Here is a 13441-nt window from a genome sequence, read left to right as displayed (position 1 = left end):
TGTTCTGTTATTGTAATTCTTTAATAAATGCTGTAGCACTTTTACCAGGGTTATCGGTTTTCATAAAGTTTTCACCTATTAAAAAACCTTTGTATCCATATGGCTGAAGCTCTTTTATGGCTTCGATGTTACTAATTCCACTTTCGGAAACTTTTACAAAATCATTCGGTATTTTTTCAGAAAGTGTTTTACTGATGTCTAAGCTAACATCAAACGTTTTCAGATTACGGTTGTTAACTCCTAGCATATCCAAACTCGGCATAATTGATTTCTGTAATTCCTCTTCGTTATGCACTTCTAGTAATACATCTAGACCTAAATTTTTTGCTGTTTCTGAAAGCATTTTAATTTCATCTCTCGATAAAATAGCAGCAATCAGTAAAATAACATCGGCACCAAAAGCCTTGGCTTCTATAAGTTGATAGGGATCTATTATAAACTCTTTTCTTAAAAGAGGCATTTTAACTGCAGCTCTTGCTAAAATTAAATCGTCTAATGAGCCTCCAAAATACTTTCCGTCGGTAAGAACAGACATACCACATACTCCCGCTTCTTCATAGCCTTTGGCTACATCTTGTACGTTTAATGATTGGTTGATAACCGATTTTGATGGTGATCGACGCTTGTGTTCTGCTATAATTCCAGTATTACTAGCTCGTAATTTATCAGCTAAAGAAATACAATCACGCTCAAATAGGACACTAGCCTCTAATTGTGAGGTTGGAATAAGTTCCTTTTTTAGAGCTACTTCCTTTCTTTTATCAGCTACTATTTTATCTAGAATATTCATTATTTTTTATTGAAATATTTTTAATCTCGTTATTATAACTAACTACTTAAAGCTCTTAGTTTATTGAAAGCCGTTAATCCTTTTCCGCTTAATAGTGATTCTTTAGCCAATTCAAAACCTTCTTTAGGAGTCAATTCTTTTACAGTTGCAATTGCCATTCCTGCATTTGCACAAACAACATTATTTTGTGCTTCTGTTCCTTTTCCGTTAAGAACATCAACAAAAATATTAGCAGAATCTTCGATTGTATCTCCACCAGTAATATCAGTTTGCAGGTGTTCTTTTACTCCAAAATCTGCTGCAGAAAGCATTTGTTCCGTATGATTTCTAATTGCTTTTGTAGCTCCTCCTGTCAATGAGATCTCATCATAACCGTCTAAAGCATGTAAAATGGTATAATTTTTATCTGTATTCTGATATAAATATCCATACATACGTGCAAGCTCTAAATTAAAAACCCCTACCATTTGATTTTTTGGAAATGCTGGATTTACCATTGGTCCAAGCATATTAAAAAATGTTTTTACAGCAAGCTCTTTTCTAATTGGAGCTACATTTTTCATCGCAGGGTGGAAGAGTGGAGCATGTAAAATACAGATTCCTGCTTCTTCAATGGACTTTTTTAGGAAGTCTTGATCGTTAGAAAATTTAATTCCCAAATGCTCCATTACGTTACTGGAACCACATTTTGAAGAAACTCCATAATTTCCGTGCTTAGTAACATGTACTCCGGCACCTGCGGTAACAAAAGATGCTAATGTAGAGATGTTAAAAGTGTCTTTTCCATCGCCTCCAGTTCCGCATAAATCTATGGCATTATATTCTTTTAAATCGACTGCTAAGCATAAATTTAAAAGGGCATCACGAAAGCCTTCCAGCTCTTCAATAGTTACACTTCGCATCATGTATACAGTTAGAAAAGCCGCAATCTGACTAGTGTTGTACGATCCGTTTGAGATATTCACTAAAACATTCTTAGCTTCCTCTTTAGAAATTGTTTCGTGGTTTATAAGTCTATTTAATATTTCTTTCATTTTATTTAATATTTGCTTTATTACAAATGTTCAATTTTCTACGTCCGATTTTTAAATTACTTATTCAGCCAGTTTTCTAAAATCTTTTTACCATCGGGAGTTAAAACTGATTCTGGATGGTATTGCACGCCACAAACATCATATTCTACGTGGCAAAGCGACATTACTTGTCCATTTTTATCATAAGAAGTAGCTTTTAATACATTTGGTAATTTAGGATCTACAACCCAACTGTGGTATCTTCCGACTTCAATTTCTTTTGGTAAATCTTTATAAATAGGCTCCTCTTGCGAGATTTCTATTTTTGTAGCAACACCGTGGTATACTTCATCTATATTAATAAGTTTTCCACCAAAAACTTCTCCAATAGCTTGTTGCCCCAAACAAACTCCAAAGATGCTTTTTGTTGGCGCATATTCTTTAATAATGTCTTTGAGAAGACCAGCTTCTTCTGGAATTCCTGGGCCAGGGGAGAGGACTATCTTTTCGAAAGGAGCTACATCCTCTAATGCTAATTGGTCATTTCTCCTAACAGTAACTTCGCAACCTAAATCTTCTAAATAGTGAACAAGGTTGTAAGTAAAACTGTCGTAATTATCTATAACTAATACTTTTTTCATTTCTATAAGTTTGTAAAGTTTTAAAGGCTATTTTAATATTATTTAATAGCTATAAACTAAATGTCTTCCGCCATTTCCATTGCTTTTTTCAAAGCACCTAATTTGTTATATGTTTCTTGTAATTCACTTTCTGGTTGCGATTCGGACACGATTCCTGCTCCAGCTTGAAAATATAGCTCGTGGTTTTTACTTAAAAAAGTACGAATCATAATCGCATGATTAAAATTGCCTTCAAAATCCATAAAACCGATTGCTCCACCGTAATAATCGCGATTTGTAGCTTCATATTTGTCTATGAGTTGCATTGCCATATGTTTTGGAGCACCACTTAAAGTACCAGCTGGGAAGGTGTCTGCAACAACCTGCATAGTTGGAGTTTCTTTCTTTTTCTGACCTGTTACTTTTGATACAAGATGGATTACATGAGAAAAAAACTGTACCTCACGATAGGTTTCCACTTCGACCATATTCCCATTTCTACTAAGATCGTTTCTAGCAAGATCAACTAACATTACATGTTCGCTATTTTCTTTCTCATCTACAGCAAGTTCTTTTGCCAATTCGGCATCTTTTTCGTCGTTTCCAGTACGTTTAAATGTACCCGCGATTGGATGAATTTCAGCTTTATTTTCTTTTACTATAAGCTGAGCTTCTGGAGAACTTCCGAAGATTTTAAAATCTCCATAATCAAAATAGAATAGGTATGGAGATGGATTTATAGAACGTAGTGCTCTATAAACATTAAACTCATCACCTTTAAATTTTTGAGCAAACCTTCTACTCAATACTAATTGAAAGACATCCCCACGGTGACAATGTTTTTTACCCTGATCTACAAGTGCTCTATAGTCTTCATCTTTAAGTTTAGAAACAGGTTCACCAACTTTAGAGAAATTGTAGGAGGCATAATTTTTAGCTTGAATTAGTTGATGGATGTCGTCTACATTATTACTACTATCATAACAGTGACAAAATATATAAGCTTCATTTTTAAAATGATTGATAGCGATTATGTTTTTATATACCGCATAATAAATGTCTGGAATATCGAGAGAATCTGCTTTTTTTGTGATTGTTATGTCTTCAAAATACTGAACTCCATCATAAGCTATATAACCAAAAAGACCGTTGTTTATAAACTTAAAATCATTCTTGTCGGTTTTAAAGTGCGCCTTAAAATCTTCGATTACTAAGGGAACGTGAACTCCTTCTGTAATTTCTTCTTCTGAAGCAGTTCCGTCTGGAAAAGTCTTAGAAATTATATTGTTTTCAGCCTTAATTGAAGCAATCGGATTAAAACAGATATACGAAAAGCTATTGTCGTTGGCATGATAATCACTACTCTCAAGTAATATGCTATTTGGATAGCGATCACGAATTTTAAGATATACACTAACTGGCGTAATAGTGTCTGCAAGTATCTGCTTGTAATTAGTCTTTAAATGATATGTTTTCATAGATTCTTATTCTAAATTTTATTCTTCGATATGCCAATCGAATTATTCTATATTATTTCTTCTTTATTTTAGCTGATGGCAATTTTTAAGCATAAAAAAAGGCTTGTCGTGATTGACAAGCCTTTTTGTATATTTTTAAAAATATCACAGCAGTGCTACCTCACGACGTTTTACGTAAGTTAGACCACCACCAAGTATTATTTGTAATTGTTCTCATATGTGCATCAAATATAGAAATGTATTTCTACATATCAAACTAAAAATTAAAATTCCAACTAAATTCTTTTTGAATGTTAGAATGTTAGCAAAAAAAAGAAGCTTTTAAAAGCTCCTTTTTTCTTGAATTAGCGTTTATTCTAGAATACTAAATCTACAACTAAATCGAATTCATCATAGATTGTTTTGTCTCCAAGATCATCAAAAAAGCTTCCAGAGCCATAACGAACATCATATTTAGTTCGGTCTATTTTTATATTTGCAGTAGCTTTACTTCCATATATAGACATTTCAAAAGTTATAGGATTTGTTTTTCCTTTCACAGTTAAATCTCCAGTTACTTCATAAGAGTTCTTACCTGTAGATTTAGTTTTCGAAATAACTAATGTAGCGGTAGGATGGTTTTCAACACCAAAGAAATCATCAGATTTTAAGTGACCATCTAATTTTGTTTTGTACTCTCCACTTAAGTCAGTAGATCCTATAGAACTCATGTCTACAGTAAATTCCCCACCGATAAGTTTATCGCCATCAAATTTAAGTTCTCCACTTTTTAAATCTATGTTTCCTTCATGAGAACCTGTTACTTTATATCCTTTCCAAGTAATTTTACTTTTCTCGGTGTCAACTTTTTTAGTGTCAATCTCTGTAAAGGCCGTTGCACCCAATACCATTGTAAATGCTAATACTGATTTTAAAATGTTCTTTTTCATGTTGTTGTTATTTTTATATTTAATTGGTAAACTATTATATGCTAATGAATAATTCATCAGCTGGTTTTCTTACTTTTTCATAGTGTTGTGTAGGATCTTCTTCTGCTCGGTATCCAATAGGAGCGATAACAGTTGGTGTTAAACCTTTTTCTTTTAGTCCTAATATCTCAGCGAATTTTTCAGGTTCAAAACCTTCCATCGGGCAACTGTCAATTTTAAGATCTGCTGCGGCTGCCAATAGATTCCCTAAGGCAATATATGTCTGTTTTGCTGCCCATACATTTTTCATTTCTACGGATAAAGAGGCTAATGTACCTTTTATTACTCCTGAAAAACCTTCAAGATCAGCGTTGCTTACCCCTCTAGTTTTGCTAATTTCATTCATATACGTGTCAACATGAGAATCATTAACATCGTTTATGCTTGCAAAAACTACGATATGAGAAGCATCTGCAAGTTGTGGTTGATTATATGCAGCTGCTTTTAACTTCTCTTTCGTTTTTTCATCAGAAACAATGATTACTCTGTAAGGTTGCAATCCGTAAGAGGATGCAGTAAGTTGAATTGATTCTTTTAATGTTTCAAGATCGTTGTTAGAAACTATTTTTGTTGTGTCAAATTTCTTTGTGGCGTATCGCCAGCTTAAATTATTATTATATGTGCTCATTATTGTTGTTTTTACATTTGTTGTATATACAATTGTTGTTGTAAATTTTTTTAATCTCTAATTTTTTCGAGTATAGTATTTAATTGTTTTATTTCTTCGGAAGATAGGCTTTTTATTATACTTTCATTTTGAGCTTCTACAGGTTCATCTATAGTTGCAAGCAATTCTAATCCCTTTTTAGTAATTGTAATTTCAACCTTACGTCTGTTTTCTTCGCAAGTAATTCTGTTTACAAGTCCTTTTGTAATCAGTTTGTCAACAAGTCTTGTAGTATTACTCATTTTACTGATCATTCTTTCTTGAATCGTAAACAAGTTTGCAGGTTTTCCCTTTTGTCCTCTTAAAATTCGTAATACATTAAATTGTTGCGGAGACAAATCGAAGGGTTTTAATATCTCTACGGTTTTATCTTGAATAGCATTGGCAGTATATAATAAATTAATTATAGTCTTTCTGCCCAGTGGCATGTCATTAGATTTTATAGCGTCTTCAATTTTCATTTGTCGTTACAATAATTGTATATACAAATGTATGTCTGTTTAATTGAAATTACAACTTTTTAACTTGTAAAATAATGTTAAATCTATTTTGCGAGTAGTTTCTATTGATACATTTAGGGAGTTTAAAACTAAGATTGAGGTATGAAACGGATTGTTATACTTGCATTATTATTAATAGTAGCAAGTTGCAAGGAACAAAAATCTAAGGATAAGGAATTAGCGTTTAACTTAATGAGCGTGGTAACTCCTATTGATGTAATTAAAACTTCAAACTTTACTGTTCCAGTTTATAATTATGATGGTTTTGAAAAGTTGCTTCTAGCTAACGAAGACAAAACTTATATAGTTAACTTCTGGGCTACTTGGTGTAAACCTTGTGTAAAAGAACTTCCTTACTTTGAAAAAATACACAATATATATAAAGAGCAAGATGTAGAAGTGATTTTGGTGAGTTTAGACTTTCCAAAAAAAGTAGATGAAGTTTTGATTCCTTTTTTAGAAAAACAACAATTTAATAGTAATGTTGTTTTATTAAACGATCCCAAACAAAATACATGGATTCCTAAAGTAGATAGTGATTGGTCTGGATCTATTCCTGCAACGTTAATTATTTCTGAGAATAAACGATCATTTTATGAAAAATCTTTTACCTTTATAGAATTAGAGGATGCTCTTAAAGATTTTATTACCAACTAAACCAACTTACATAAAATGAATCAGTTAAGAATAGTGTTGCTCCTTGCAATAGTTGTTATTAGTAGTTCTTTTACAGAGCCTAATGTATATAACGATGGATACAAAATAGGAGATAAAGCCGTAGATTTTAAGTTAAAAAATGTAGATGGAAATACCGTTTCTTTAGCTGATTATAAAGAGGCAAAAGGTTTCTTGGTTATATTTACTTGCAATGGTTGTCCGTATGCAAATGCTTATGAAGATAGAATTATTGCTCTTGATAAAAAATATAAGGAGAAGGGAGTTCCTGTAATTGCTATAAACCCTAATAATCCGTCGATTCAGCCTGATGAGAATTTCACGAAAATGCAAGAGCGAGCTTCTGCAAAAGGATATACTTTTCCTTATTTAGTTGACGAAGGTCAAAAAATATCACCAGTTTATGGCGCTCAAAGAACACCACACTGTTTTCTTCTAGAAAAAACAAGTTCAGGAAATATTGTAAAATATATAGGAGCTATTGATGATAATTATCAAGATGAAACAGCAGTAGAAACAACATACGTTGAAGACGCTATTGATGCTATGCTGCAAGGAAATGATATTGAGATAAAAAGTACAAAGGCAATAGGGTGTTCTATTAAGATATAAGGATTTGAAAGTCCACTTTTAATGAAAACTTAAGACCAATTGTATAAGATTTATATAAATTTGTAATCTGAAGTGTAAGCTTCAGATTTTTTTTAATTTTTAATAAAATAATTATGGCAGATTTAACTCAAGAAGAGTGGGTAGCTGAACTTACAAAAGATACTAACGCAGTAGTTTTAGACGTGCGTACAGAAGAAGAGAGAGAAGAAGGGTATATTCCTAATTCATTAAATATAGATATTTATAAAGGTCAAGGTTTCTTAGATGAAGTAGGAGAATTAGATAAGTCTAAAAACTTCTATGTTTATTGTCGCTCAGGAAAGCGTAGCGCACAAGCTTGTATGTTGATGAATCAACTTGGTTTTGAAAACACACACAACCTATTAGGAGGTTTTATGGAGTGGGAAGGTGATGTTGTTGAAGATTAAACAAAAATCACAATAGAGTAAATAGGCGATATTCGCTAAATTATAACTATCTTCTTTCAGAATTTTGAATTTTCAATATTTTGAAAGAAGATTTTTTGCATTATATATGGAAGTTTAAAAAGTTTCCTGAAAAAGATTTAATAACCGATAACCGAGAGAAGATTGCTATAATTTCTTTGGGACAGCATAATCTCCATTCGGGTCCAGATTTTTTAAATGCGCAACTTAGAATTAATGACTTACATTGGGCGGGAAATGTAGAGATACATGAAAAATCTTCCTTTTGGTATGCTCATAATCATGAAAATGATCCTGCTTATAGTAATGTAATATTACATGTTGTTTGGGAACATGATATTGATGTTTTTAATAAGAATAATGAGGCGATACCAACATTAGCCTTAAAAAATATCGTTCATTCGGAGACACTCTTATCTTACAACCAATTGCTTTATGGGAAGCAAAAATTTATTAACTGCGAAAAGCAACTAGGAGCGATTCCTTCTTTTTTTATTGATCGATGGATGGGGCGCTTATATATAGATCGCTTGCAGGAGAAATCTGAATTTATTATTAGAGAGCTTCAGCAATGTAAGAATGATTGGGAGTCTGTACTTTTTAAGATGCTACTTAGAAATTTTGGATTAAAAATCAATGGAGAAGCGTTCTTTGAGATATCTAATAAACTTCCTTTTTCAGTCATCAGAAAAAATAGCACATCTAATTTTACTTTAGAGACATTACTATTTGGTATAGCAGGCATGTTAAATGACGAATCTGTAAGTCAATATTATATCAGTTTAAAAAAAGAATATAAATATCTTGAGAAGAAATACACTCTAGAGCAATCTACGTTAGCTCCTGAATATTTTAAGTTGCGACCGTATAATTTTCCCACCATTAGGTTGTCACAATTAGCAGCACTTTATAGTAAAGAAACCAATCTTTTTCAGCAATTAATGGAGTGTGATAAATTGGAAGGCTATTATAAGATTTTTGAGGTTTCAGCTAGTAATTATTGGGATAGTCATTATACTTTTAATAAAGAATCTCCTTCTAAAAGGGAGAAGAAAACAAGTAAGCAGTTTATAAATTTACTCATTGTAAATACAATTATACCTTTAAAATTCTGCTACGGAAATTATAAGGGTAAAGATGCTACAGAGGAAGTATTAAACTTAATTGGAGGAATCAAAAAAGAGAAGAATAGTATTGTGGAAAGCTTCGAAAATATAGGCTTTGATGTAAAGTCGGCTTTGGGGAGTCAATCATTATTACAGCTTTATAATGAGTATTGTTCTGAAAATAAATGCTTGCATTGTGAGATTGGAGTGAAATTAATTAGATGATAGTTCTATATTTGTAACATGAGTGCTATAAAAAATCTAAGATATTATTTCGAGAAGAACGGATATGCTGTATCTTCGAGATTGGCGGATCGTCTGGGAATGAAGACAAAAAATGTACGTCTTTTTTTTATATATGCATCTTTTGCTACATTAGGGATTTGGTTCTTTGTTTATTTAACCTTAGCTTTTTGGTTAAAATTGAAAGACTTGGTTTATACAAAGAGGACGTCGGTTTTCGATTTGTAAAAAGAGAACTATAAAAAATAATTGTAATTTAATACTGTAAGGTCACCAAACACAGCTAATCGATACTATGTTTAAACTATTTAGATCCAAATTTTATATAGCACTTGTATTATTGCTATTTATCTTTTTGTTTGGAATATTAGGTTACCGATTTCTAAGTGATTATTCTTGGGTGGAAGCAGCTTATATGACGGTTATTACCATAACAACCGTAGGTTTTAGTGAGGTGAGACCAACAGACAATGTTACTAAGATTTTTACAATAATATTAATTACCTCGAGTGTTTTTATTGTAGCTTATGCTATATCCGTAGTTACAGAGTATGTTTTATCTAGAAGTGCCCTTCAGAATATAAAATACAGAAAAATGAAAAAACAAATTGCTAAGCTTAATAATCATATCATAATATGTGGATATGGTAGAAATGGGATGCAGGCTGCAAAAAAATTAAAAGCGTATCGTAAGCCTTTTGTAGTGATAGAACAAGATGAAGAGATTGTTAATAGATATAGTGAAGATGTACTTTTTGTAATTGGTAATGCAAATGAAGATGAAACTTTAGAGGAAGCCGGAATTCAGAAAGCAGAGTGTTTAATAACAGCGCTTCCAAATGATGCAGATAATTTATTCGTTGTCCTATCTTCAAGACAACTTAATAAAGGGATTACTATTATAAGTAGAGCTTCTCAAGAAGCATCGCAAAGAAAATTAAAATTAGCGGGAGCTAATAAAACAATTATGCCAGATAAAATAGGCGGAGATCACATGGCGTCATTAGTTGTATTACCAGATCTTATTGAGTTTATGGATCAGCTTTCAATAGATGATGAAACTACTATAAACTTAGAAGAGGTAGCCGTAGATAATCTACCTGAAGGATATTTGTATAAAACACTTGTAGATCTAGATTTAAGAAGGCAAACAGGGTGTACAGCTATTGGTTATAAACACCCAGATGGGAAGTATATAATCAATCCAGATGCGAGTGTAGAATTATTGCCAAATTCTAAGCTTATGGTACTTGGACAGCCAGAACAAATAAAAAAATTAAATACGCTGTTTCATATCGTAGAAAATACATTTAACGGGTAAAATTTGAATAAACGCCTTTTTTTTATGATATTGCCGCGTCAGTTTTTAATAATTCTTAATTTAAATATAACCTAAACATAATCCTTTATGAGAAAACAATTTCTCTCGATTTTTATAATGCTGTGTGGTTTTTCGATGTTCGCACAAGAGCTCACAGTAAAAGAAAGTTTAATAAATCCCTCAAATAAAATCAATGATGGGGCGATAGAACTCGATGTTACTGGTGGTACTCCACCGTATACATACAAATGGAGTAATCAAACCACATCTTTAAAGTCTAATGTGGCTTCTGGCCTTACCGAAGGAGTAGATTATTCGGTATTAATTAAGGATGCCGCAGGTAATTCAGTCGAAAAGGTTTATAAGATTGAGACCGAATCAATAACAGAAGTATTCAACGGAACTATGACCCCAGCAGTAGCAGGTTTAGGTTCCGTTTTATTTTGGGACCCATTTGCAGCTTCAGGAATATACGATCCTGTAGTGTATGCAGATGTGAAACTAATCTCTATTCCAAGTTGGAGTGCAGATTTAGAAGAAAAATATACGCTTCAAGAATGGCTAAAGCCTGAAGGCGCATCAGTAAAAAAAGGAGAAAAGATAGCAGTAGTTTCTAAAGCTTCTGGTGGAACAGAGCCTGTTTTTGCTGAAGCTAACGGAAAGCTAAAGTATTTAGTGAAAGAAGGGAATGTTATTTACAACTCTGATAATAAAAAACACGTAATAGAACAAGGAGCTCACTTTTTAGCTGAAATTAAATATGATGAACCTATTCCATTATTGCATCCTAATGGAGATCCTCAAACTAAAAATATTCCTTTTATTGTAGTTTGGTTATTATTAGGAGCAACTTTCTTTACTTTAAGAATGGGCTTCATTAATATCCGTGGATTTAGACACTCTCTAGATTTAGCAAAAGGAAAATATGATGATCCAAACGCTCCAGGACAGGTAACGCATTTCCAAGCGCTTGCTACAGCAGTATCTGGAACAGTAGGATTAGGAAACATAGCAGGGGTTGCAGTAGCAGTTTCTTTAGGAGGAGCTGGAGCAACTATGTGGATGATTTTAGCTGGACTTTTAGGAATGTCTTCTAAATTCGTTGAGTGTACTTTAGGAGTAAAGTATAGAAATATTCTTCCTGACGGACGTGTATTTGGAGGTCCAATGAATTACTTACGTTATGGACTAGAAAAGAAAAACATGAAAGGGCTAGGGAAATTCCTAGCAGTATTCTTTGCTGTTTTAGCAGTTGGAGCCTCTTTTGGAGGAGGTAATATGTTTCAGGCTAATCAGTCTTTTGAGCAATTGGCAGGTCAATTTCCAGCTTTACAAGGGCATGGATTTTGGTTCGGAGTTATAACAGCGGTTCTTGTAGGTACAGTTATCCTTGGAGGGATTAGTAGTATCGCTAAAGTAACGGAAAAAATTGTTCCGTTTATGGCTGGTATTTATGTTGTAGCTGCTTTTATTGTAATTGGAGTGAATATAGAAAACATAGGGCCTGCATTTTCTGCAATCTATGACGGAGCATTCAGTCCTAGTGCATTAAAAGGAGGAGTTATAGGAGTATTAATCGTAGGTTTCCAAAGAGCAGCATTCTCGAATGAAGCTGGAGTAGGTTCAGCAGCAATTGCGCATAGTGCGGCAAAAACAAATCACCCGCCTTCTGAAGGTTTTGTAGCTTTATTAGAGCCGTTTATTGATACGGTTGTAGTTTGTACATTAACAGCATTAGTATTAATCTTTACAGGAATGCATGAAGTAGAAGGTATTGCAGGCGCGCAATTAACTTCAGATGCTTTTGGAAGCGTTATTAGCTGGTTCCCTTATGTATTAGCAGTAGCAGTTTTCTTATTTGCATTTTCAACAATGATCTCTTGGTCTTATTACGGAATGAGAGCTTGGACATTCTTATTTGGAAAGAGTAAAAAAACAGAGATCGTTTACAAGATTTTCTTTATGGTATTTATCGTAATTGGAGCTTCTGTAAGTTTAGGAGCGGTGCTAGATTTCTCTGATATGATGATTTTAGCAATGTCTTTCCCTAATATTATAGGATTGTATATTATGAGTGGGGAGGTTAGAGAAGATCTTCGTGAGTATATGAAGAAATTAAAAGCAGGAGAATTATTTAAAAAACAAAAAATAAATAATAAGACTGCATAAATAAAATATATATGAAATTGATATCCCACTTTCGCTTCAAAAAAAGTCAGCGAAGTGGGATATTTTTTTTGCTCCTAATTGTCACTTCTATTCAATTAATATCTATTGGGTGGACTTCATTTAGTCCTCAAAAGGAAATAGTAGCTATTACTATTCCTGCTGAAGTATCTCAGACTACAAGTAATTATACTATCTATCCTTTTAACCCAAATTATATCTCCGATTTTAAAGGCTACTCTTTGGGACTCACTTCTAATGAAATTGATAAATTATTGGCCTATCGTGCTAAGGGTTTGTATGTAAACTCAAAAGAAGATTTTAAAAAAGTTACAGGAGTTTCCGATTCACTCCTAAAAACAATCGCTCCATATTTTAAGTTTCCTGTTTTTAAACCCTTTGTCAGAAAAGAAAAATCAGCAAAAAAAGTTGTAGTAAGATTAGATATTAATGGTGCAACGAAGGAGGAGTTGATTGCCGTTTATGGTATTGGAGAAAAACTATCTGAAAGAATCATTAAATATAGAAGCTTGCTTAAAGGATTTTATTTTAAAGATCAGCTCGCGGAAGTTTATGGTTTAAAGCCAGAAGTTATTCTTCAGCTTTGGAAGAAGTTTGAAATAAAAGACTTGCCAGAATACAATCAATATAATATTAATAATATCTCTGTTAGAGAGTTAAGCAGTTTGCCATATATAAACTGGGAGTTGGCTATAAAAATTGTATCTTATAGAACGGAGCATCAGAAAATCAATTCGATTGCTGAATTAACAAAAATAGAAGATTTTCCTACTGATAAATTAAACAGAATTGAATTATATTTGAGCCTTGATTAA

The 13441-nt window shown here is 32.7% G+C and carries 15 protein-coding genes; 8 read left to right on the top strand and 7 right to left on the bottom strand.

Features of this window, described 5'->3' with window-relative positions; genetic code table 11:
• Positions 1-7: 7 nt before the first annotated feature.
• The 7 genes from trpC to JM658_RS14740 form a co-directional block, all read right to left on the bottom strand.
• A complete protein-coding gene (gene trpC / locus JM658_RS14770) occupies positions 8-790 on the bottom strand; it encodes an indole-3-glycerol phosphate synthase TrpC (RefSeq protein WP_236960054.1) in 783 nt (260 codons plus the stop codon).
• Between the two features lie 38 nt (positions 791-828).
• On the bottom strand, positions 829-1824 hold the full coding sequence (gene trpD, locus JM658_RS14765) for an anthranilate phosphoribosyltransferase (RefSeq protein WP_236960053.1): 996 nt from the start codon (positions 1822-1824) through the stop codon (positions 829-831).
• 56 nt (positions 1825-1880) lie between these two features.
• On the bottom strand, positions 1881-2444 hold the full coding sequence (locus JM658_RS14760; protein WP_236960052.1) for an anthranilate synthase component II: 564 nt from the start codon (positions 2442-2444) through the stop codon (positions 1881-1883).
• A 56-nt stretch (positions 2445-2500) separates the two neighbouring features.
• Positions 2501-3901, bottom strand: a complete 1401-nt coding sequence (locus JM658_RS14755; protein ID WP_236960051.1) for an anthranilate synthase component I family protein — start codon at positions 3899-3901, stop codon at positions 2501-2503.
• 356 nt (positions 3902-4257) lie between these two features.
• Positions 4258-4830: a YceI family protein gene (locus tag JM658_RS14750; protein ID WP_236960050.1), complete on the bottom strand. Its 573-nt coding sequence runs from the start codon at positions 4828-4830 to the stop codon at positions 4258-4260.
• 34 nt (positions 4831-4864) lie between these two features.
• On the bottom strand, positions 4865-5497 hold the full coding sequence (locus JM658_RS14745; RefSeq protein ID WP_236960049.1) for an NAD(P)H-dependent oxidoreductase: 633 nt from the start codon (positions 5495-5497) through the stop codon (positions 4865-4867).
• 50 nt (positions 5498-5547) lie between these two features.
• Positions 5548-5997 (bottom strand): MarR family winged helix-turn-helix transcriptional regulator, encoded by a 450-nt coding sequence (locus JM658_RS14740; RefSeq protein WP_236960048.1) that lies wholly within the window; start codon positions 5995-5997, stop codon positions 5548-5550.
• Between the two features lie 141 nt (positions 5998-6138).
• Here JM658_RS14740 and JM658_RS14735 point away from each other — a divergent pair, with 141 nt between their 5' ends.
• From JM658_RS14735 to JM658_RS14700, 8 genes are all read left to right on the top strand, one after another.
• On the top strand, positions 6139-6693 hold the full coding sequence (locus JM658_RS14735) for a TlpA disulfide reductase family protein (RefSeq protein ID WP_236960047.1): 555 nt from the start codon (positions 6139-6141) through the stop codon (positions 6691-6693).
• A 15-nt stretch (positions 6694-6708) separates the two neighbouring features.
• Positions 6709-7323 (top strand): thioredoxin family protein, encoded by a 615-nt coding sequence (locus JM658_RS14730; RefSeq protein WP_236960046.1) that lies wholly within the window; start codon positions 6709-6711, stop codon positions 7321-7323.
• Positions 7324-7436: 113 nt separating this feature from the next.
• Positions 7437-7751, top strand: a complete 315-nt coding sequence (locus tag JM658_RS14725) for a rhodanese-like domain-containing protein (RefSeq protein ID WP_236960045.1) — start codon at positions 7437-7439, stop codon at positions 7749-7751.
• 80 nt (positions 7752-7831) lie between these two features.
• The gene (locus JM658_RS14720) at positions 7832-9100 is read left to right on the top strand and encodes a DUF2851 family protein (RefSeq protein WP_236960044.1); all 1269 of its coding nucleotides are present in this window, start codon (positions 7832-7834) and stop codon (positions 9098-9100) included.
• An 18-nt stretch (positions 9101-9118) separates the two neighbouring features.
• Positions 9119-9346 (top strand): PspC domain-containing protein, encoded by a 228-nt coding sequence (locus JM658_RS14715; protein ID WP_236960043.1) that lies wholly within the window; start codon positions 9119-9121, stop codon positions 9344-9346.
• Positions 9347-9404: 58 nt separating this feature from the next.
• Positions 9405-10439, top strand: coding sequence for a potassium channel family protein (locus tag JM658_RS14710; RefSeq protein ID WP_394800490.1), 1035 nt, complete (start codon positions 9405-9407; stop codon positions 10437-10439).
• Between the two features lie 87 nt (positions 10440-10526).
• Positions 10527-12608, top strand: coding sequence for an amino acid carrier protein (locus JM658_RS14705; protein ID WP_236960041.1), 2082 nt, complete (start codon positions 10527-10529; stop codon positions 12606-12608).
• 11 nt (positions 12609-12619) lie between these two features.
• Positions 12620-13441 (top strand): helix-hairpin-helix domain-containing protein, encoded by an 822-nt coding sequence (locus tag JM658_RS14700; protein WP_236960040.1) that lies wholly within the window; start codon positions 12620-12622, stop codon positions 13439-13441.

The sequence above is a fragment of the Joostella atrarenae genome (genome assembly GCF_021764745.1).
GTDB lineage: Bacteria > Bacteroidota > Bacteroidia > Flavobacteriales > Flavobacteriaceae > Galbibacter > Galbibacter atrarenae.
Note: the sequence above shows the minus strand (reverse complement) of the source record. Positions and strands in the feature narration are given on the sequence as shown.